Below are 20,872 nucleotides of genomic sequence, written 5' to 3' on the forward strand. Positions count from 1 at the left end.
GCGATGAAACCCTTCTCCCTGCCCCGCCGCCCCGCGCTCACCCTGTGCGCGGCCGCGTGCCTGCTCGCCGGCTGCACGGTCGGCCCCGACTACCGCGGCGCGCCCGCCGCGCCGGATGCGCCGACTTTCGTGCGTGCGCCGGCCACCGGCGTCGACACCGCCGCGCCCGCGCCGAGCGCGTGGTGGCACGCGCTGAACGATCGCCAGCTCGACCAGCTGATCGTTGCCGCGCTCGTGTACAACCCCGATCTGCACGCGGCGCAGGCGCGCTTGCGCGCGGCACGCGCGCAGCTCTCGCAGCAGCGCGCCGCGCAGATGCCGAAATCGTCGGCCACCGTCGCGGCGATCCGCATGCGCGAACCGGACGTCAGCGCGCTCGGCTCGCTGCTGCCGTCGAACGGCTCGGGCCAGTCGGGCGGCGCGTCGCCGTCGCTCGGCGGCTCGGGGCCGCTGCAACTCTATTCGGCGGGCTTCGACGCGACCTGGGAAATCGACCTGTTCGGCGGCACGCGCCGCGCGGTCGAAGCCGCGTCCGCGCAGGCCGAGGCGGTCGATGCCGATCTTGCCGACACGCAGGTGTCGATCGCGGCCGAAGTCGCGAATGCGTATGTCGACCTGCGCGATCAGCAGCAACGGCTTGCGCTGTCGCGGCGCACCGCCGAGCTGCAGCAACGGATGCTCGATCTCACGCAGCAGCGCCGCGCGCGCGGCGTCGCGGCCGATGCGGACATCGAGCGGCTGACCACGCAGGTCGAGAACACGCGCGCGTCGCTGATCCCGCTCGATGCCCAGGTGACCGAATCGCTCGACCGGCTCGCGATCCTCACAGGCCGCGCGCCGGGCGCGCTCGACGCGGCGCTATCCACCCCGGACGCGGCCTTGCCGACGCTGCCCGGCAGCGTCGCGATCGGCGATCCGGCCACGCTGCTCAAGCAACGCCCCGACATCCGCGCGGCCGAACGCCGGCTCGCGTCGAGCCATGCGCAGATCGGCGAGCATGTCGCCGACTATTTCCCGAAGGTGACGCTGCTCGGCGATCTCGGCTTCAGCGCGACCGACCCCGGCCACCTGTTCCGCAAACAGAATTTCACGTGGGTCGGTGCGCCATACCTGCAATGGAACATTCTCGATTTCGGGCGCACGCGCGGCGCGGTACGCGCGGCCGAAGCGTCGCGCGACGAAGCGGAAGCGAATTATCAGAAGGCCGTGCTCGCTGCGTTACAGGACGCCAATACCGCACTGCAGCGTTACGGGCATCAGCGCGAGCATGTGGTCGCATTGACGAAGGTGCAGACGTCGGCCGTGCATTCGCGCACGCTGATGGACCAGCGCTATCGCGCAGGCGTCGCGTCGATGATCGACCTGCTCGATACGCAACGCGAAGCGCTGGCCGCGCAGCAGAACGTGATCGCCGGGCAAGCCGAGCTGGTCAAGGACTACGTGTCCGTGCAGAAGAGCCTCGGGCTCGGGTGGCAGGCAAGTGCCGGCTGACCGCGCCGACGCAAATCATGCACGACCCATGCATGATGCTCGTCGAAACAATCCGGCAATAACTCATTGCGCGCGCAACAATCCCGCTTCGTTTCTTGCGCAACGAACGGGCTCGCGCCGCATCGACCCCCACGGCTATCGAAAACATATCGAATATCAATTAGCCAATCGTCTGACGATCTCTTCTAATTCAGTCGGCTTCCCCACCACCGATCGGATTCAAGGAGTTCCATCGTCATGTCCTCATCTTCCCATCGCGTGCTGCGGCACGCAGTCGCCGCAATCTGCGTGGCACTCTCCGCCTCTCCTTACGCCGCCGAACTCACGCGCGACACCGGCGCGCCCGTCGGCGACAACCAGAATTCGCAGACGGCCGGCCCGGCCGGCCCGGTGCTGCTGCAGGATTCCGCGCTCATCGAAAAACTGCAGCGCTTCGATCGCGAGCGCATTCCGGAGCGCGTCGTGCATGCGCGCGGCACCGGCGCATTCGGCGAATTCGTGCCGAGCGCCGACATCTCCGACCTGACGAAAGCGAAAGTCTTCACGCCGGGCACCCGCACGCCGGTGTTCGTGCGCTTTTCCACCGTGATGGGCTATCGCGGCTCGCCGGAGCAGGCGCGCGACCCGCGCGGCTTCGCGGTGAAGTTCTATACGCAGCAGGGCAACTGGGACATGGTCGGCATCAACTGGCCGGTGTTCTTCATTCGCGACGGCATCAAGTTCCCCGACTTCGTGCACGCGAACAAACCGAGCGCGGTGACCGGCGTGCAGGATCCGAACCTCGCGTTCGACTTCTTCGCGCACACGCCCGAAGCGACCCACATGCTGACGAGGCTGTACACGGACGAGGGCATGCCCGATTCGTATCGCCGCATGGACGGCTTCGCGGTGCATGCGTTCAAGTTCGTCAATGCGCAGGGCGACGTGCATTACGTGAAGTTCCACTGGAAGAGCCAGCAAGGCGTGCACGGCCTGCGCCCGCAAGAGATCGCCGCGTCGATCGGCCGCGACTGGAACCTGATGACGAACGACCTGTACGGCGCGCTGAAACAGGGCGATTTCCCGAAGTGGGATCTATACGTGCAGGTGCTCACGCCGAAGGACCTGAACCGCTTCGACTTCGACGCGCTCGACGATACGAAGGTGTGGACCGGCGTGCCTGAACGCAAGATCGGCACGATGACGCTCAATCGCGTGCCCGACAACTACTTCCAGTCGACCGAGGAATCGGCGTTCGCGCCGTCGCGGCTCGTGCCGGGGATCGAACCGTCCGAAGACCGGATGCTGCAGGATCGCCTGTTCGCGTATGCCGACACGCAGCTGTACCGGCTCGGCGCGAACTACATGGACCTGCCGATCAACCGCCCGGTCGTGCCGGTCGTCAACAACAACCAGGACGGCGCGATGAACGCCGGCGACCGCAAGGGCGAGGTGAATTACGAGCCGTCGACGCTGAACGAACTCGCGCAGGATCCGCAGTACAAGTCGGTCCGCATGGCGCTCAGCGGCACGACGCAACAGGAAGCGATCCGCAAGAAGCTGCCGTTCCGTCAGGCGGGCGAGTACTACCGGAGCCTGTCGCAGCAGGACAAGGACGACCTCGTCACCGCGCTGTCCGGCGATCTCGGCCAGGTGAAGAACGCGCAGAACCAGTACGCGATGCTGTCGTACTTCTACAAGGCCGACGCCGATTACGGTACGCGTCTCGCGCAGGCCGTTCACGCGAACGTCCAGCAAGTGCAGTCGCTTGCGGCGAAGCTGAGCGACAACTGATCCCGCGGCTCCGGCCGCTGCCGACGTGTGCGAAACGCGCCGCACACGTCGGCCTGCCCTCTTCATCAGGACACCTCATGCGATCCGAACGCTTCACCCACGCGATCCGCGCGGCCGCGGCGGCGCTCGCGCTGGCCGCGCTCGCCGGTTGCGCGCATCTGCCCGACCAGCCGGCGTACGGCAAGGCCGACCCTGCCGCGCTGCGCCGCTATGACGACGACTGGTTCGACGCTGCACGCATCGGCCGCGTCGATATCCTGCGCGCGTTGCACGATGCCGGCTATCCGGTCGACGCCACCGACAGCCACGGCTATACGGCCGTGATCCTCGCGTCGTACGACGGCCAGCCCGCGGCGCTCGACTACCTGTTGTCGGCCGGCGCCGACGCGTGCGTCGGCGATCGTCACGGCAACACCGCGCTGATGGGCGCGCTGTTCAGGAACGAGCCCGCCATCGCGCGACGCCTGATCGACACGCGCTGCCCCATCGACCAGACGAACGGCGCCGGCGAAACCGCGCTGGGATTCGCGACGCTGTTCAACCGCTTCGAGCTGATTCCGCTGCTCGTCGCGCACGGTGCGAATCCGAACCATGTCGACCGGCGCGGCCAGTCGCTGCTTCAGCTCGCACTGACGCACGACAACACGTACGCCGCGGACGCACTGCGCGATGCCGGCGCCAAACCATAGCGCGACGACGCGTCAAAGCAGCATCCACTCGCACCCCGCCACCGACGCGACGTCGAGCACCTGCGCGCGGCAGGCCCGTCGTCGCCAGCCAGCGCAGTCGCGCGGCCTCGTCTGACCATTCCCCCTCCCCGTCCGCCATCGATTTTCGGCGCCTTTCGCCGCCTCCATCGAATCTCCATCTTTCCGCATAAAAGCCCCCAACTAATCCAAGCAAACTCCACCCCGTCAAAGCAGGCAGTGGGCTGCCTGCGCTTCCTGGAGTTGCTATGAACAATCAGAAACGATGCTGCCACGGCGCCGTATGCGCGCTGGTGGCGGCCATGCTGGCGGGTTGCGGGCCGTCCGAGCAGCAGGCCGCCGCACCGGCCACCCCGGTCGCGGCCATGACCGTGGCCGCCACGCGCGTCGACGTGACCGAAGACCTGCCGGGCCGCGTCGCGGCCGTGCGGGTGGCCGAGATCCGGCCGCAGGTGAGCGGCATCGTGCAGCGCCGGCTGTTCGAACAAGGCACCGAAGTGCGCGCGGGCCAGCCGCTGTTCCAGATCAATCCGGCGCCGTTCAAGGCCGAGATGGACACCGCCGCCGCGTCGCTGCAGCGTGCGCAGGCCGGGCTCGAACGCGCGAAGGTGCAAACGGCGCGCTTCAAGCCGCTCGTCGAAGCCGATGCGATCAGCCGCCAGGTGTACGACGACGCCGTATCGCAACGCGACCAGGCCGCGGCCGACGTCGCGCAGGCCCGCGCGACGCTCGCGCGCCGCCAGCTCGACCTGAAGTTCGCGACCGTGGAAGCGCCGATCGCCGGCCGCATCGACCAGGCGCTCGTGACCGAAGGCGCGCTGGTGTCGAGCAGCGACAGCCAGCCGATGGCGCGCATCCAGCAGATCGACCAGGTCTACGTGGACGTGCGCCAGCCGGCCGCGTCGCTCGACGCGCTGCGCGGCGCGCTCGCGTCGCAGCCGCAGGCGTCGGATAGCAACGGCCTGCCGGTCGACGTGCTGCGCGACGACGACACGCGTTACGACGTCAAGGGCCGCATGCTGTTCTCGGGCGTCAACGTCGATCCCGGCACCGGCGACGTGCTGCTGCGCGTGCTGGTCGACAACCCGAAACGCGAGCTGCTGCCCGGCATGTACGTGCGTGCCCGCATTCCGCGCGCCCACTACGCGAACGCGGTGATGGTGCCGCAACAGGCCATCGTGCGCGCCGGCGGCAAGCCGCAGGTGTGGGTGCTCGACGCGAAGGGCACCGCGCATCTGAAGGCCGTCGAAGTCGGCGAGCTCACGAACCGCAGCTACCGCATCAAGTCGGGCCTGCAGGCCGGCCAGAAGATCGTCGTCGAAGGCATGGAACGCCTGACCGACGGCGCACCGGCCGCCGCCACCGACTGGAAGTCGCCTGACGCGGCTACCACCGCGTCCGCGCACTGAGTCACGAGGAGCGTTGAGCCATGGCTGAATTCTTTATCCGCCGCCCGGTGTTTGCGTGGGTGATCGCCCTCTTCATCATCCTGATGGGGCTGATCGCGATCCCGCAACTGCCGGTCGCGCGCTATCCGTCGGTCGCGCCGCCGTCCGTCACGATCACCGCGACTTATCCGGGCGCCACGCCGCAGACGATGAACGACGGCGTGCTGAGCCTCATCGAGCGCGAACTGTCCGGCGTCAAGAACCTGCTGTACTTCGAATCGTCGGCCGACACGTCCGGCGGCGCGCAGATCACCGTCACGTTCAAGCCCGGCACCCATCCGGAGATGGCGCAGGTCGACGTGCAGAACAAGATCAAGTCGATCGAGCCGCGCCTGCCTGCCGCGGTGCGCCAGAACGGGCTGATCGTCGAATCCGCGTCGTCCGGCTTCCTGATGCTGATCGGCTTGCGCTCCGACAACGGCCGCTTCGACGAAGGCGCGCTCGCCGACTACATGGCGCGCAGCGTGTCGGAGGAGCTGCGACGCATCGACGGCGTCGGGCGGGTGCTGCAGTTCGGCTCCGAGCGCGCGATGCGCATCTGGGTCGATCCGCAGAAGCTGATCAATTTCGGCCTGTCGATGAACGACCTGACGACCGCGATCGGCCAGCAGAACGTGCAGATCGCGCCGGGCAGCCTCGGTGCGCTGCCCGCGCTGCCGGGCCAGCGCGTGACCGTGCCGCTCACCGCGCAGGGTCAGCTCACGACGCCGGAAGAATTCGCGAAGGTCGTGCTGCGCGCGAACGCGGACGGCTCGAAGGTCGTGCTCGGCGACGTCGCGCGCGTCGAACTCGGCTCGCAGAACTACATGTACGTGAGCCGCGAGAACAACAAGCCGGCCACCCTCGCCGGCGTGCAGCTCGCACCGGGCGCCAATGCGGTGAAGACCGCGGAAGCGATCCGCACGCGCATGGCCGAACTGAGCAAGTCGATGCCGTCGGGCATGAGCTATTCGATTCCGCTCGACACGTCGCCGTTCGTGAAGATCTCGATCGAGAAGGTGCTGGCCACGCTGTTCGAGGCGATGGTGCTCGTGTTCCTCGTGATGTACCTGTTCCTGCAGAACGTGCGCTATACGCTGATCCCGGCCATCGTCGCGCCGGTCGCGATGCTCGGCACCTTTGCGGTGATGCTGCTGACCGGCTTCTCGATCAACGTGCTGACGATGTTCGGCATGGTGCTCGCGATCGGCATCATCGTCGACGATGCGATCGTCGTCGTCGAGAACGTCGAGCGCCTGATGGCCGAGGAAGGGCTGTCGCCGAAGGACGCGACGTCGAAGGCGATGAAGGAAATCACCGGCGCGATCATCGGCATCACGCTGGTGCTGACCGCGGTGTTCCTGCCGATGGCGATGGCGAGCGGCTCGGTCGGCGTGATCTACAAGCAGTTCACGCTGTCGATGGCCGTGTCGATCCTGTTCTCCGCGCTGCTGGCGCTGACGCTCACGCCGGCCCTGTGCGCGACGATGCTCAAGCCGCTCGCGCCGGGCCATCACGAGAAGCGCGGCTTCTTCGGCTGGTTCAACCGCCGCTTCGATCGCCTGACGACCTGGTACGAGACGCGCGTCGGCCGCCTGGTCGGCCGCACGGGCCGCGTGATGCTGGTGTTCGTCGCGATTTCGGGCGCGCTGGTGTTCGGTTTCCGCGGCCTGCCGTCGTCGTTCCTGCCGGACGAGGACCAGGGCTACTTCATCACCAGCTTTCTGCTGCCCGCGGACGCTACCGCCGAGCGCACGCATGACGTGGTCAAGACGCTGGAGAAGCATCTTGCTGCGCGTCCGGCAATCCAGTCGAGCATTTCCGTGATCGGCTACGGCTTCTCGGGCCAGGGTCCGAACGCGGCGATCAACTGGTCCGTGATGAAGGACTGGAAGAACCGCGGCGGCGCATCGACGCTCGAGGAAGGCATGCTCGCGCAGCAGGCGATGGCCGGCGTGACCGAAGGCACGGTGATGAGCCTGCTGCCGCCGGCGATCGACGAACTCGGCAACAGCTCGGGCTTCTCGATGCGCCTCGAAGACCGCGCGAACCAGGGCACGGCCGCGCTCAAGGCAGCAGAGGTCAAGCTGCTCGAACTCGCCGCGCAAAGTAAGGTCGTGACCGGCGTGTACCCGGACAGCCTGCCGGCCGGCACGAGCATCCGCCTCGAGATCGACCGCGCGAAGGCGCAAGCGCTCGGCGTGTCGTTCACGACGCTCAGCGACACGCTGTCGACCGCGATGGGGTCGACCTACGTGAACGACTTCCCGAACGCGGGCCGCATGCAGCAGGTGATCATCCAGGCCGACGCGCCGGCGCGCATGCAGATCGACAACGTGATGAAGCTGTACGTGCGCAACGCGGCCGGCGGCATGGTGCCGCTGTCCGAGGTGGTGCGCCCGGTGTGGACCGAGACGCCGCTGCAGATGGTGCGCTTCAAGGGCTACCCGTCCGCGCGGATCTCGGGCACCGCCGCCCCCGGCCAGTCGAGCGGCGCGGCAATGGCCGAGATGGAACGGCTCGCCGCGCAACTGCCGCCGGGCTTCGCGGTCGAGTGGACCGGCCAGTCGCTGCAGGAGCGTCAGTCCGCGTCGCAGGCGCCGATGCTGATGGTGCTGTCGATGATCGTCGTGTTCCTGGTGCTCGCCGCGCTGTACGAAAGCTGGTCGATCCCGCTGTCGGTGATGCTGGTGGTGCCGCTCGGCCTGATCGGCGCGATCGGTGCGGTACTGCTGCGCGGCTTGCCGAACGACGTGTTCTTCAAGGTCGGGATGATCACGGTGATCGGCTTGTCCGCGAAGAACGCGATCCTGATCGTCGAGTTCGCGAAGCAGTTGCGCGAGGAAGGCAAGGGCTTGATCGAAGCCGCCGTGCAGGCGTCGAAGCTGCGCCTGCGCCCGATCCTGATGACCTCGCTCGCGTTCGGCCTCGGCGTCGTGCCGCTGATGATCGCGACCGGCGCGAGCGCCGAAACGCAGCACGCGATCGGCACCGGCGTGTTCGGCGGCATGGTGACCGCCACGGTGCTGGCCATTTTCTTCGTCCCTGTTTTCTTTGTGTTCGTGATGAGCATCCAGGAGCGCATCGGCGCATGGCGGGCTTCCCGCAAGCAGCCGGCCGCCCCGACTCACGGACAGGAAGGTTGATGCCATGCGATTGCTTATTCTTCCCCTCGTCCTCGCGCTGTCGGCGTGCTCGCTCGCGCCGACGCTGGTCAAACCCTCGATGCCGGTGCCGACGGCCTACACCGCCGCCGCTGCCGCCGATCTCAATGCGAACGCCGCCGATCTCGGCTGGCGCTCGATGTTCGGCGACCGCCGCCTGCAGCGCCTGATCGAGCTCGCGCTCGACAACAACCGCGACCTGCGCGTGGCCGCGCTGAACGTCGAGGCCGCCGAAGCGCAATACGGCATCCAGCGATCCGCGCGCCTGCCGTCGATCGGCGCCGGCGCGAGCTTCACGCGCCAGCGCACGTCGGACGACACGCAGGCGAATCCGCCGCTGTTCGGCACGACGCAGAACCAGTACGGCGTGAACGTCGGCATCAGCGCGTTCGAGATCGATCTGTTCGGCCGCGTGAAGTCGCAATCGGATGCCGCGTTCGCGCGCTACCTCGCGACCGATCACGGCCGCCGCGCGGTGCAGATCTCGCTCGTCGGCGGCGTGGCCGACGCGTACTTCGCGGAACGCCTCGCGCACGAGCAACGCCAGTTGTCCGAGCGCACGCTCGCCGACTGGCAGCAGTCGCTCGATCTCGCGCGCCGCCTGAAGGACGCGCATCAGGCGAGCGGCGTCGACATCGCACAGGCCGAAGGCCAGGTCGCGAGCGCGACGGCCGATCTCGAAGCACGCACGCGCGCCGTCGAGCAGGCGCGCAATGCGCTGCGCCTGCTGGTCGGCGCCGAGCTGCCGAAGGATCTGCCCGAGCCGCTGCCGCTTCAGCAGCAACCGGTGATGACGCAACTGCCGGCCGGCCTGCCGTCCGAACTGCTGTTCCGTCGCCCGGATATCCAGCAGGCCGAACAAAACCTCGTCGCCGCGAATGCGGACATCGGCGCCGCGCGCGCCGCGTTCTTCCCGCGCCTGTCGCTGACGTCGTCGATCGGCTTCCTCAGCCCCGCGATGGGCAGCCTGTTCGACGGCGGCCAGCGCGTATGGAGCTTCGCGCCGCAGGTCACGGTGCCGATCTTCCAGGGCGGCCGGCTGCGCGCCGAGCTGCGTCTCGCGGAAGTGCGCAAGTCCAGCGCGGTCGCCGAGTACGAACGCGCGATCCAGGCCGCGTTCCGTGAAGTGGCCGACGGCATCGCCGGACGCGAAACCTTCGGTCGCCAGATCGACGCGCAGACGCGCGTGGTCGGCTCGGCCGAACGCCGCACCGACCTGTCGAACCTGCGCTATCGCGCGGGTGTCGAGGGGCGGCTGGAATTGCTCGATTCGCAGCGGCAGCTCTATGCGGCGCGGCAGGCGCTGCTCGACCTGCGCCGCAGCGAGCTCGGCAATGCCGTTGCGCTGTACAAGGCGCTCGGCGGCGGCCTGACGGACCAGGACGTCGCACCGTCGAAGCGCGGGGTGCAGAACTGAACGAACGGCGCCGTTCCACCCGCGCAGCAGCGTGGCGGAACGGCGCGCCCCGGCCCGGCAACGGGCCGCCCCGACTGTTCGACATCGCACGGCACACTCCATGACGAATTCCCTGATACTGATTGCAGAAGACGAGCCCGACATCTCGGACATCCTCGATGCGTACCTGAAGCACGACGGCTTTCGCACCTACCGCGTCGCCGACGGGCAAGCGGTGCTCGACATGCAGCCGCACCTGAAACCCGACCTGATCCTGCTCGACGTGAAGATGCCGCGGAAGAACGGCTGGGACGTGCTCGCCGAGCTGCGGCGGCGCGACAATACGCCCGTCGTCGTCGTCACCGCGTTCGATCGCGACCTCGACCGGCTGCAGGCACTGCATGCCGGCGCGGACGACTACATCGTCAAGCCGTTCAACCCGGCCGAGGTGGTCGCGCGGTTGCGCGCGATCCTGCGCCGGTCCGCCGCGCCGCCGACCCTGCGCATGCTGCGCGTCGGCGACCTGGAGATCGACACCGACAGCTATCTGGCCCGCGTGCGCACGGCATGCGCCGAGGTGCCGATCACGCTGACGCTGACGGAGTTCCGGCTGCTCGCGCACATGGCGAGATCGCCGAGCCGCGTGTTCACGCGCGGCGAGTTGCTCGATGCATGCATGGCCGACGTGAGCGCGCTGGAGCGCACGGTCGACAGCCACATCTGCCGGCTGCGCAAGAAACTCGAACAGGCCGGCGCACCGGGCATGCCCGAAGTGATGCGCGGCGTCGGCTACCGGCTGCGAGGCGTGCAATGACGCTGCCCGCACGGCCCGGCCGGCAGATCGGGCGGGCGCTCGGCCTCGTCGCGATCGTCGTCGTGCTGCTCGCCTGCACCGTCGCGTTCTTCGTCCATGCATTGCATGCGCCGGCCGCGTTGCCGCACGACGCGAGCGCCGACGGGATGCGCCGCAATACGTCCACTTACCTGGTGCCCGCGACGGTGCTGTTCGTCTGCCTGCTGGCCGCCGCGTTCGACCTCGTCACGCTGATCCGCCGCATGCTCGCGACGCTCGACGCGATGGCGGACACCGCCGGCCGGATCGTGGCCGGCGATCCGTCGGCGCGCACGGTTTCCCGCGACGGCTGCCCGGCCGATCTGTCGCGCTTCGTCGAGCACTTCAATGTAATAACTCATTCAATGAAATCGACGAACCCATCCGATGCGACGGCCGCCGTCGCCAGCAGCAGTCGCGTCACGCGCACACAGCTCGCCGAACTCGAAACCCGGCTCGACGCCATCAAGGCGCTCGCCACCGATGATGCGGGCGCTTCCTCGTGCGACGCGTTGCTTCAGCATGTCGACGCGCTGTTCCGGCTCGTCGACGACCTTCAGATCTCCGAACGACAGGCCCCGGCGATTCGAGCACTTCCTCGATAACGAACGGCCGTTTCAATACGCATCGGAAAGGATCGGCGAGTCGCTTTCGGCATTACCTGCGTTGCCGGTTTCGAACATTACAAAATGCCGCCGATCTTTCAAAAACATTGCGGTTTATTCGATTTAATTTTGTTTCATATAATCAAAAAAAGTTTGACATCGCGCTTTCGTTCTTGATACCGTCCGATGCAAGCAATCCGACGGATTGCGCGCCACACAATCGATTCCGCTCCACGTTTTTTCGCTTCCGCTGCACCGAAGTACGCGCCGCCGAATGATGCGTTCGCCCGCCGGCGCGTGCAGTATCCCGATGCATTTCACTGGACGGCTGCCAACCGGCAGCGGGCCGAAGGATCGAATCAAATGAGCAGGACAACGAAGCTGTTGCTCTAGCAATCCCGCCCGCGCCGAATCCGGCGCGACTGCCCCGCCCTGCGGCGCAGCCTTCCCGTTACCGCGTTTTCCGTATTTCGCCCCCGGAGAAAAACCGCTTTCCGGATCGGGCGAAAGGCCCTGTCGCGTCCGTGCGATCCGCCCGCATGCGACAGAAAGCGGCGGTGCATGACCCGCACCGCTGTCGACCGTTGTTGTTCGTGCCGTTCGTTGTTCAACCGGAGGGGTAATTCAAATGAATCAGGTTGCAAACAAGAAACAAAAACACATTCGCGTCGCCAAACTCGCACTCGCCGCCGCAGCAGCCGCTTCGTTCGGCATGGCGACCGTCCATGCCGCGCCTGCGGCCGGCTGGACGGAAACGCGCACCAAAGGGTTCCTGCCGCTCGTGCAGCAGAACGAAGCCGGCACGGCCGGCGCGCCCGCCGCGAGCACGGCAGCCGCTGCCGCCTCCGCCATCGACATGGCGCCCGGCGAATCGGTGGACATCGTGCTCGGCCTGAACCTGCGCAACGAAGCGCAGCTCGACCAGTACCTGCGCGACCTGCATACGCCCGGCTCGCCGCACTACCGGCAGTTCCTCACGCCGGCGCAATTCGCCGCGCAATATGCGCCGACCGATCAGCAGGTCGCCTCCGTCGTCGCCCACCTGCGCAAGGCGGGCTTCGTGAACATCGAGGTCGCGCCGAACCGGCTGCTGGTGTCCGCGTCCGGCACCGCGGCAACCGTTCAGGCCGCATTCCGCACGACCCTCAAGCGCTTCACGCGCAACGGCCGCAGCGTCTATGCGAACACCGACGCCGCGCAAGTGCCGAACGCGATCGGCAACGTCGTCGGCGCGGTGCTCGGCCTGCAGAACGTCGAGCTCGTGCATACGGGCGCGGGCAGCAAGCCCCAAGGCAACACCAGCAACCTGACGATCCCGGCCGGCGCGTCGGCAGTGCCGCACAACCCGACCGAGTTCTCGTCGATCTACGGCGGCGACGGCACGCCGACGGCCTCGCAGACCACGGTCGGCATCATCTCCGAAGGCGACCTGTCGCAGACGGTGAGCGACCTCAATACGTTCGCCGCGAACAACGGCCTCGGCACGATCAGCAGCAGCATCGTGAAGACGGGCCCGGCCGGCAGTTCGTACACCGACACCGACGGCACCGTCGAATGGAACCTCGACAGCCAGTCGATCGTCGGCACGGCCGGCGGCAGCGTGAAGCAGGTCGTGTTCTACGTCGCGCCGTCGATGACGCTCACCGCGATCACGGCCGCGTACAACAAGGCCGTGACCGACAACGTCGCGAAGGTGATCAACGTGTCGCTCGGCGTGTGCGAATCGTCCGCGAACAGCACCGGCTCGCAGGCGACCGACGACACCATCTTCAAGCAGGCGGTCGCGCAAGGGCAAACCTTCTCGGTTTCCGCCGGCGATCACGGCGCGTACGAATGCGCGAGCGGCACGCCGTCGCGCTCGACCTACACGGTGAGCGAGCCGGCCACGTCGCCGTACGTGATCGCGGTCGGCGGCACGACGCTGTTCACCAATACGTCGACCAATGCGTACAACAGCGAAATCGTCTGGAACGATCCGAGCTGGCAGCCGGGCACCGTGTGGTCGACGGGCGGCGGATACAGCAAGTACGAGACCGCGCCGACGTGGCAGTCGTCGACCCTCACCGGGTCGACCAAGCGCGCGCTGCCCGACGTCGGCTTCGACGCCGACCTGCGCACCGGTGCGATTCTCGTCGTGAACGGCCAGACGTCCGACACGCTGTGGGGTTCGGGCTACCTGAACAACGAAGGCGGCACGAGCCTCGCCGCACCGATCTTCACCGGCATCTGGGCGCGGCTGCAGTCGGCCAACAACAATGCGCTCGGGTTCCCCGCGTCGAGCATCTACAAGTACTTCCCGACCAACGCGGCGCTGCTGCACGACGTCACGTCCGGCAACAACGGCAGCGGCACGTACGGCTACAAGGCGAAGGCCGGCTGGGATGCGACGACGGGCTTCGGCAGCGTGAACATCTCGAAGCTGAACGCGTTCATCCAGAGCACGTCGGATTTCGCGCGCTGATGAATCGCTGACCGAACCGGGTGCGGGAGCGCGACGTATCGCACGCAACCGCGTCCAACCACCCGCGAAGGCTGCGCAGTCTTCGCGGGTTTTCTGCATGCCGCGTCATCTCGCCTCTGCCGATGCGGGCCCTACCCGCCGCGCCGCTCAATCGGCCCAGTTCAGGACATAGTCCGGTACCGCCACGTTGCCGTCCGCATGAACCGGCGCGCCGTGCGTCGTCTTCAGCGGCAGGATCCCGGTCCAGACCGCCAGCCCGAGATCCTCTTCCTTGTCGGACGGCAGCGAATCGCTGACTTTCACGGCCGCTTCCGCCAGCGAAATCCGCAGCACGCGGGTCGCATTGATTTCCTTCGAATTGCCCGGCCGCGCTTCGTGCTTGCGGCCCGGCGCGATCTTGTCCATCAACGCATCCAGCGCGGCGAGTTTTTCCGCACTGCCTTCGATCATGTCGAACTGCCCGTAGATCACCGCGGATCGATAATTCATCGAATGGTTGAACGCGGATCGGGCGAGCACGAGGCCGTCCAGCAGCGTCATCGCGACGCAAGCCTGCGCGCCGGCCGACAATGCCTTGATCATCCGGCTGCCGTTCGACCCGTGGATATAGAGCGCATCGCCGATTCTCCAGTGCGCGGTCGGGATGCAGTGCGGATGCTGCCCGTCGCCGAACGCGATGTGACAGACGTACGCGTCGTCCACGATGCGGTAGAGCATCGTGCGATCGTGACTCGCCAGTTCCGGCAGGCGGCGAATGGTCGTACGCGGTGTGGAAGAGAGAGTGGTCTGGTCGTTCATCTATCTGTACTGCGAAATGAATGGTATTGGCATCGTGCCGTATCCGTGCATGAGCGCACGGCTGCCCGGCCCATCGACAGTCGCGCGCCGAATCGAGCAAAATACGCGTGCACCGGCCTGCGCCGCGAGAACGTGAACGATACGATGCGCGCGGCGTCTTCGAAAGAACCAGCACAAAGGAAATTTCTGGAACCAGCCCATGGATCTCGCGCTGCTCATCTCATCGCTTGCCAGACAGGACGGCGCGACAACCCATAGCCAGCAGGAAGCGCTCTACCGGAGCCTGCGCGACATGCTGCTGGACGGGCAGCTTCCGCCCGGCACGCGGCTCGCGTCGACGCGCGTGCTCGCGGCCGAGCTGGGCATCGCGCGCAATTCCGCGGTCTATGCGTACGAGCGTCTGGCCGAGGAAGGCTTCGTGGCAGCCACGCGCAACGGCACGATCACGCTATGGGACGGATGCGGCCGCCCGAGCGCCGAAAAGGAAGGCGGCCCCGCACCGGTTCGCCTGTCGGCGCGCGTGCACGGGCTGGAGAATGCCGACCCCGAGCCCGAACGCATGCTGCCGTTCGTTCCCGGCCTCCCTTCCCTCGACGAATTCCCGGTTGCCCAGTGGCGCCGTTGCATCGAACGCGCGTGGAAGACCATTACGCCCGCCCGGCTCGCGTACGGTCCGGTCGAAGGGTTGCCGGAACTACGGCGCGCGGTGGCCGCGTACATCCGCGTGTCACGCGGCGTGCGCTGCGACACGGACCAGGTATTCATCACTGACGGCACGCAGGGCAGCCTCGAACTGTGCGCGCGGATGCTGGCGAATCCCGGCGAATACGGCTGGCTCGAGAACCCTTGCTACAACGGTGCGAGGACCGCGTTCCGCTCGACCGGCCTGACTCCCGTGCCGATCGAGGTCGATCGCGAAGGCATGGCGCCGACCGACGCGCAGTGGCGCACCCACCCGCCCCGGCTGATCTATACGACACCGTCGCACCAGTACCCGCTCGGCGCGCTGATGAGCCCGCGGCGGCGCACGGCGCTCATCGAGCACGCCCGCGCATGCGGCGCGTGGATCATCGAGGACGACTACGACAGCGAATTCCGTCACGGCGGCCAGCCGCTGCCCGCGATCCAGGGTCTGCAAGCGGACGCGCCGGTGTGCTATCTCGGCACGTTCAGCAAGACGATGTTTCCGGCCCTGCGGCTCGGCTTCATGGTGGTGCCGCCGGTGCTGGTCGAACGCTTCACGCGCACGCTGCGCGAACTCGTCCATCGCGGTCACTCGGCCGACCAGCTGGCGATGGCCGAATTCATCGATACCGGCCTCTTTGCGCGGCACCTGCGGAAGATGCGGGCGCGCTATGCCGAGCGGCGCGGCAGCCTCCAAGCGGCGCTCGCCCGCCATCTCGGCACGTCGCTGAGCGTGCGGGAAAGCCCGGGCGGCATGCATCTTTCCGCGGATCTCGCGGCGCCGCTGCACGATACCGACGTCGCGCGCGCAGCCGCCGCCCATGGCTTGCTGCTGCAACCGTTGAGCAGCTACTGCATCGGCGACGGCCGCCGCTACAACGGCTTCGTGCTCGGCTATGCGGGGCTGAGCGACGCGACGATCGAGACAGCCGCGATGCAGTTCGCGGACGTCATCGACCAGCACCGCCGCGCGCGGCGCTGAGTGTCGCTCACAGTTGCGATTCGATCGGAAACAGCCCGAGGAACCACACTTCCATCCGTCGCGTGGCGGACACCTCCGGCTCGTGATCGATCTCGGTGACCTTCCCGTCCGCATCGGTCTGAACCCACTTGAGCCGCCCTTTGCCGGCCGAATCGGTTCTCGCTTCCACGCGCCACGCGATCTGGTCGAGCCGCGCCTCCAGATCGTTGGCCACTTGCGATGCAATCGCCGGGCTCTCGCAGTAAACGCCGATCTCCGTATTGAGGTTCAGCGAACGCGGATCGAGATTCATCGACCCGATGAAGATGCTCGTGTGATCGAACACGTAGGTCTTCGCATGCAGCGACGCGCGCGACGAGCCGATGATGACCTGCTTCGAAATGCTCTTGTCGCCCGACGGCCGGCGCTCGTAAAGCCGCACGCCCGCATTCACCAGATCGCTTCGATAGCGCCGGTAGCCGGCATGCACGGCCGCCACGTCGGTCGACGCGAGCGAATTGGTGAGCACCGTCACGCGCACGCCGCGCGCCGTGAGCGCGCGCAGCCGCTCGACCACCTCCTTGCCCGGCACGAAATACGGCGACACGATCAGCAGGTCGTGCCGAGGCTGCAACGCAAGCGCACGCAACTGCGGCAGCAGGTGCCCGTCGCGGTCCTTCGGCGAGTGCGCGATCTTCGACGGATCGTCGTACAGCACCGTCGCATGCCCCCACGACAACGCCGTACCTTGCCCGTGGACGATCCGGTCGAGCCGCTGCCGCGCCTCGAGCACGTACGGATTGTCCTCCATGGCCCTCAGGTAGTCGCGCAACCGTTCGCGCTCGTGGTCGAGCCCGCCCGGCGTCGCGTCGTGCCCGACGAGCGTATCGACCGGATACGCATACGGCGAATTCCAGAACGTGTCGAATTCGGTCGAGATGTCCTTCACGACCGGGCCGTGAACGACGACATCGAGATCGCCGAATTCCAGCATCGACGATGCGCCGAAATATTCATCGCCGATATTGCGGCCGCCGACGATCGCCGCCTGGTTGTCCGCGATCATCGCCTTGTTGTGCATGCGCCGGTTGACGCGCGAGAACTCGAACACGGTGCCGATTTTCTTGAACCGGCGCGTGGCCACCGGATTGAACAGCCGGATCTCGATGTTCGGATGCGAACTGATCTCGAGCAGCTTGCGGTCGTCCGCGTTGGTGCCGAGATCGTCGAGCAGCGCGCGCACACGCACGCCGCGATCGGCCGCGCGAATGACCGCGTCGGCCAGTTCGTGGCCGGTCAGGTCGTCATGCCAGATGTAGTACTGAAGATCCAGCGAACGGTCCGCGCGGTCGGCGAGCAGCACGCGCGCGTCCAGCGCGTCGACCGGATCGGTCAGCAAATGAAACGCGTCCTGCCCCGGATGGGCGGCAGCCTGCTGGCGAAATGCCGCGCCGAGGCGCGTAGTGTCGGTATCGGTGAATGCATGCGTCGGCGTGCGGTCGGCCTGCAGCGGCAGGCTCGTGCACGCGGCAAGCATCAGCAACGACAGAATCGCACCCCACGAACGCAGCATGATCATGTTGGCCGCCCCCACTGTCGGGCGAAGTCGGATTGTGTTTGTTCTGGCTGGCTGCCGGACGGAGCGCGGCGCCGGTCCTCGGTGCGCGGGCTACGGACCAGCGTGCGCCCGGATCGCGCTACAGCATACTTCGATTGATATCGGGGCCGCACGCTTTCAGTGTTTCCGCGGTGGCGAAGATGCGACAGGCGGCGCCGGCGCGAATGCGTTCAATACGATCGACACATTCAGACGGCACCCCAAAGAAAAACCCGCGACGCCGTGCGGCATCGCGGGTTTCGCGGCTTCCCCGGACAACCGGGGAAGCGAATCTGGTGGGCCCCCCGGGAGTCGAACCCGGCACCAACGAATTATGAGTTCGCTGCTCTAACCAAGCATGAGCTAGGGGCCCAGACGAGAAGCAAAGCGTGCTACACGCTGCCCCGGCAACGAGGCCGGGCCGGCATTGTAACAACAAAGACGACAGAGGGAACGAACGCCACCGGCATCATGCGGATACCGGCGGCGTTCGTGGCAGAGACGCTGGAAATCAGTTCCCTTCGAGGAACGATTTCAGCTTGTCGGAACGGCTCGGGTGACGCAGCTTGCGCAGCGCCTTGGCCTCGATCTGACGGATCCGCTCGCGCGTGACGTCGAACTGCTTGCCGACTTCCTCGAGCGTGTGATCGGTGCTCATCTCGATACCGAAACGCATCCGCAGCACCTTCGCCTCGCGCGGCGTCAGCGAATCGAGCACGTCCTTCACGACGTCGCGCATGCTGGCATGCAGCGCGGCATCCGCCGGCGCGACCGTGTTGGTGTCCTCGATGAAGTCGCCGAGATGGGAATCGTCGTCGTCACCGATCGGCGTTTCCATCGAGATCGGCTCCTTCGCGATCTTCATGATCTTGCGGATCTTGTCTTCCGGCATCTCCATCTTCTCGGCGAGCGTTGCCGGATCCGGCTCGAGACCGGTTTCCTGCAGGATCTGCCGCGAGATGCGGTTCATCTTGTTGATCGTTTCGATCATGTGAACCGGAATACGGATCGTGCGCGCCTGGTCCGCGATCGAGCGCGTGATGGCCTGACGGATCCACCACGTCGCATAGGTCGAGAACTTGTAGCCACGACGGTATTCGAACTTGTCCACCGCCTTCATCAGGCCGATGTTGCCTTCCTGGATCAGGTCGAGGAACTGCAGGCCGCGGTTCGTGTACTTCTTCGCGATCGAGATCACGAGACGCAGGTTCGCCTCGGTCATTTCACGCTTCGCCTGACGCGCCTTCAGTTCGCCGGCCGCCATCTGGCGGTTGGTTTCCTTCAGGTCCTTCAGCGGCAGCACGACGCGCGCCTGCAGATCGAGCAGGCGTTGCTGCTGTTCGCGGATCGCCGGGACGTTACGCGACAGCACCGCGCTGTACGGATGGCCTTCCGCAGTGATCTTCTCGGCCCAGTCGAGATCCGTCTCGCTGCCGGGGAAGCGCGCGATGAATTCCGAGCGCGGCATGCCGCACTTGTCGACGACGATGTGCAGGATCTGACGCTCGACCTGACGCACTTCGTCCACCTGCGCACGCAGCGTGTCGCACAGGCGTTCGACGGTACGCGCGGTGAAGCGGATCGTCATCAGCTCGCTCTGGATCGTTTCCTGCGCCTTCAGGTAGGCCTTCGACTTGTAGCCTTCCTTCTCGAACGCGCGGCGCATCTTGTCGAACCACTCGCTGATCTGCGAGAACTTCTCGAGCGACGCGCGCTTGAGGGCTTCGAGTTGGGCGGCGTTCGCCGATGCCTGCGCGGCACCGTCGTCTTCCTCCTCTTCCTCTTCTTCCTCTTCCTCTTCGGCTTCCTCGTCCTCGTTCTCGATGGCTTCCGCTTCCTTCGCGGAGAAGCCGTCCGTATCGGCGGAGTCCGAAGCATTCGGATCGAGCAGGCCGTCGACGAGCTCGTCGACGCGGATCTCTTCGTTCGCGACGCGTTCGGCCATCGCGAGGATGTCGGCGATCGTCGTCGGGCACGCGGAGATGGCCATCACCATGTGGCGCAGGCCGTCCTCGATCCGCTTCGCGATCTCGATTTCGCCTTCGCGCGTGAGCAGCTCCACCGTGCCCATTTCGCGCATGTACATCCGGACCGGATCGGTCGTGCGGCCGAATTCCGAATCGACGGTGGACAACGCGACTTCCGCTTCCTCCTCGACTTCATCGTCCGACGACGCGGCGGGCGCGTTGTCGTTCAGGAGCAGCGTTTCCGCGTCCGGCGCCTGCTCGTAAACCGCCACGCCCATGTCGTTGAACGTGCCGATGATGCCCTCGAGGGCTTCCGTCTCGGTGAAGTTGTCCGGCAGGTGGTCGTTGATTTCGGCGTACGTGAGGAAGCCGCGCTCCTTGCCGAGCTTGATCAGCGCGCGCAGTTTCACGCGGCGCTCTTCGAGCTCCTCGGCCGTGCCCGGCGTGCTCGTCGCGAACGCTTCCTTCAGCAGCGCCTTTTCCTTGGCGCGACGATCGCGCACCTTGGACTTGCCCGGTGCAGCCGCGGCTGCGGGCTGCTCGTCGCTCTGATTTGCGTCGTCTTCGACGGATACTTCGTTCAGCTTTTTGGTCATGGAGTTCGCCGTACCGGCTATATCGACTCGCGGCTGCTGGACGACAGCCGGTTGAACCGTGGGTGCATGAGTAGTACGTACTGCCGTTTCGTCCGCGTCGGCAGTCGTGTCCCTTGCGCTTTTCGCACTTGCCCGCTTCGCCGCCGGCTTGGCCGGCCTGGAGTCGGGTCTCGCGGCAGCCCGTGTTCTGGCTGCCGGTGCCGGCGCAGCCTGAGCAGTGCCGGCCGCGGTTTTCTTTCCTGCAGGGGCGGACGTGGCTGAAGACGTTGTCCTGGTGGAAGAAGCAGACTTGGCCGCTGTGACCTTCTTGGTCGGCTCCGTCGAGCCCTTGCCTGTTGCTTTCTTTCCGCCTGTCGTCTTTGCCATCGCGATTCTCGCCTCTGCTTGGAAAACAAACCGCTGGAAACCTTATA

At 66.5% G+C, this 20,872-nt stretch carries 13 protein-coding genes and 1 tRNA gene; 10 read left to right on the plus strand and 4 right to left on the minus strand.

Annotated elements, in window-relative coordinates:
- The first annotated feature begins 3 nt into the window (after positions 1-3).
- From HWX14_RS15490 to HWX14_RS15530, 9 genes are all read left to right on the plus strand, one after another.
- The gene (locus HWX14_RS15490; protein WP_175883497.1) at positions 4-1,491 is read left to right on the plus strand and encodes an efflux transporter outer membrane subunit; all 1,488 of its coding nucleotides are present in this window, start codon (positions 4-6) and stop codon (positions 1,489-1,491) included.
- A gap of 237 nt (positions 1,492-1,728) precedes the next feature.
- Positions 1,729-3,264 (plus strand): catalase, encoded by a 1,536-nt coding sequence (locus tag HWX14_RS15495; protein ID WP_175883498.1) that lies wholly within the window; start codon positions 1,729-1,731, stop codon positions 3,262-3,264.
- 77 nt (positions 3,265-3,341) lie between these two features.
- The gene (locus HWX14_RS15500; protein ID WP_175883499.1) at positions 3,342-3,953 is read left to right on the plus strand and encodes an ankyrin repeat domain-containing protein; all 612 of its coding nucleotides are present in this window, start codon (positions 3,342-3,344) and stop codon (positions 3,951-3,953) included.
- A gap of 266 nt (positions 3,954-4,219) precedes the next feature.
- Positions 4,220-5,380 (plus strand): efflux RND transporter periplasmic adaptor subunit, encoded by a 1,161-nt coding sequence (locus HWX14_RS15505; RefSeq protein ID WP_175883500.1) that lies wholly within the window; start codon positions 4,220-4,222, stop codon positions 5,378-5,380.
- A gap of 20 nt (positions 5,381-5,400) precedes the next feature.
- On the plus strand, positions 5,401-8,544 hold the full coding sequence (locus HWX14_RS15510; protein WP_175883501.1) for an efflux RND transporter permease subunit: 3,144 nt from the start codon (positions 5,401-5,403) through the stop codon (positions 8,542-8,544).
- 4 nt (positions 8,545-8,548) lie between these two features.
- On the plus strand, positions 8,549-9,979 hold the full coding sequence (locus tag HWX14_RS15515; protein WP_175883502.1) for an efflux transporter outer membrane subunit: 1,431 nt from the start codon (positions 8,549-8,551) through the stop codon (positions 9,977-9,979).
- A 100-nt stretch (positions 9,980-10,079) separates the two neighbouring features.
- Entirely contained in the window at positions 10,080-10,772 is a 693-nt protein-coding gene (locus HWX14_RS15520; RefSeq protein ID WP_175883503.1) for a response regulator, read from the plus strand.
- Positions 10,769-11,395, plus strand: coding sequence for a histidine kinase (locus HWX14_RS15525; RefSeq protein WP_175883504.1), 627 nt, complete (start codon positions 10,769-10,771; stop codon positions 11,393-11,395). The genes HWX14_RS15520 and HWX14_RS15525 overlap by 4 nt, the downstream gene beginning before the upstream one ends.
- 628 nt (positions 11,396-12,023) lie before the next feature.
- Positions 12,024-13,856 carry a S53 family peptidase gene (locus HWX14_RS15530; protein ID WP_175883505.1) on the plus strand — a complete coding sequence of 611 codons (1,833 nt, stop codon included), beginning with the start codon at positions 12,024-12,026 and terminating at the stop codon, positions 13,854-13,856.
- A 147-nt stretch (positions 13,857-14,003) separates the two neighbouring features.
- Here HWX14_RS15530 and HWX14_RS15535 read toward each other — a convergent pair whose 3' ends face one another.
- A complete protein-coding gene (locus tag HWX14_RS15535) occupies positions 14,004-14,654 on the minus strand; it encodes a pyridoxamine 5'-phosphate oxidase family protein (protein WP_175883506.1) in 651 nt (216 codons plus the stop codon).
- 199 nt (positions 14,655-14,853) lie between these two features.
- Between HWX14_RS15535 and HWX14_RS15540 the strand changes: the two genes are divergently transcribed.
- Positions 14,854-16,320, plus strand: coding sequence for a PLP-dependent aminotransferase family protein (locus tag HWX14_RS15540; RefSeq protein ID WP_175883507.1), 1,467 nt, complete (start codon positions 14,854-14,856; stop codon positions 16,318-16,320).
- 7 nt (positions 16,321-16,327) lie between these two features.
- Here HWX14_RS15540 and HWX14_RS15545 read toward each other — a convergent pair whose 3' ends face one another.
- The 3 genes from HWX14_RS15545 to rpoD all read right to left on the minus strand — a co-directional run bounded on the left by HWX14_RS15545 (position 16,328) and on the right by rpoD (position 20,825).
- Positions 16,328-17,878 carry a phospholipase D family protein gene (locus HWX14_RS15545; RefSeq protein WP_175883508.1) on the minus strand — a complete coding sequence of 517 codons (1,551 nt, stop codon included), beginning with the start codon at positions 17,876-17,878 and terminating at the stop codon, positions 16,328-16,330.
- Between the two features lie 312 nt (positions 17,879-18,190).
- Positions 18,191-18,269, minus strand: a tRNA-Ile gene (locus HWX14_RS15550).
- Between the two features lie 138 nt (positions 18,270-18,407).
- Positions 18,408-20,825 (minus strand): RNA polymerase sigma factor RpoD, encoded by a 2,418-nt coding sequence (gene rpoD, locus HWX14_RS15555; RefSeq protein WP_175883509.1) that lies wholly within the window; start codon positions 20,823-20,825, stop codon positions 18,408-18,410.
- Between the last annotated feature and the right edge of the window lie 47 nt (positions 20,826-20,872).

The sequence above is a fragment of the Burkholderia sp. BCC0044 genome (genome assembly GCF_902832955.1).
In the GTDB taxonomy this organism is placed as follows: domain Bacteria; phylum Pseudomonadota; class Gammaproteobacteria; order Burkholderiales; family Burkholderiaceae; genus Burkholderia.

Coding starts and splice junctions, on each gene's coding strand:
- HWX14_RS15490 (WP_175883497.1), top strand. CDS start 4: ATGAAACCCTTCTCCCTGCCCCGCCGCCCCGCGCTCACCCTGTGCGCG.
- HWX14_RS15495 (WP_175883498.1), top strand. CDS start 1,729: ATGTCCTCATCTTCCCATCGCGTGCTGCGGCACGCAGTCGCCGCAATC.
- HWX14_RS15500 (WP_175883499.1), top strand. CDS start 3,342: ATGCGATCCGAACGCTTCACCCACGCGATCCGCGCGGCCGCGGCGGCG.
- HWX14_RS15505 (WP_175883500.1), top strand. CDS start 4,220: ATGAACAATCAGAAACGATGCTGCCACGGCGCCGTATGCGCGCTGGTG.
- HWX14_RS15510 (WP_175883501.1), top strand. CDS start 5,401: ATGGCTGAATTCTTTATCCGCCGCCCGGTGTTTGCGTGGGTGATCGCC.
- HWX14_RS15515 (WP_175883502.1), top strand. CDS start 8,549: ATGCGATTGCTTATTCTTCCCCTCGTCCTCGCGCTGTCGGCGTGCTCG.
- HWX14_RS15520 (WP_175883503.1), top strand. CDS start 10,080: ATGACGAATTCCCTGATACTGATTGCAGAAGACGAGCCCGACATCTCG.
- HWX14_RS15525 (WP_175883504.1), top strand. CDS start 10,769: ATGACGCTGCCCGCACGGCCCGGCCGGCAGATCGGGCGGGCGCTCGGC.
- HWX14_RS15530 (WP_175883505.1), top strand. CDS start 12,024: ATGAATCAGGTTGCAAACAAGAAACAAAAACACATTCGCGTCGCCAAA.
- HWX14_RS15535 (WP_175883506.1), bottom strand. CDS start 14,654: ATGAACGACCAGACCACTCTCTCTTCCACACCGCGTACGACCATTCGC.
- HWX14_RS15540 (WP_175883507.1), top strand. CDS start 14,854: ATGGATCTCGCGCTGCTCATCTCATCGCTTGCCAGACAGGACGGCGCG.
- HWX14_RS15545 (WP_175883508.1), bottom strand. CDS start 17,878: ATGATCATGCTGCGTTCGTGGGGTGCGATTCTGTCGTTGCTGATGCTT.
- rpoD (WP_175883509.1), bottom strand. CDS start 20,825: ATGGCAAAGACGACAGGCGGAAAGAAAGCAACAGGCAAGGGCTCGACG.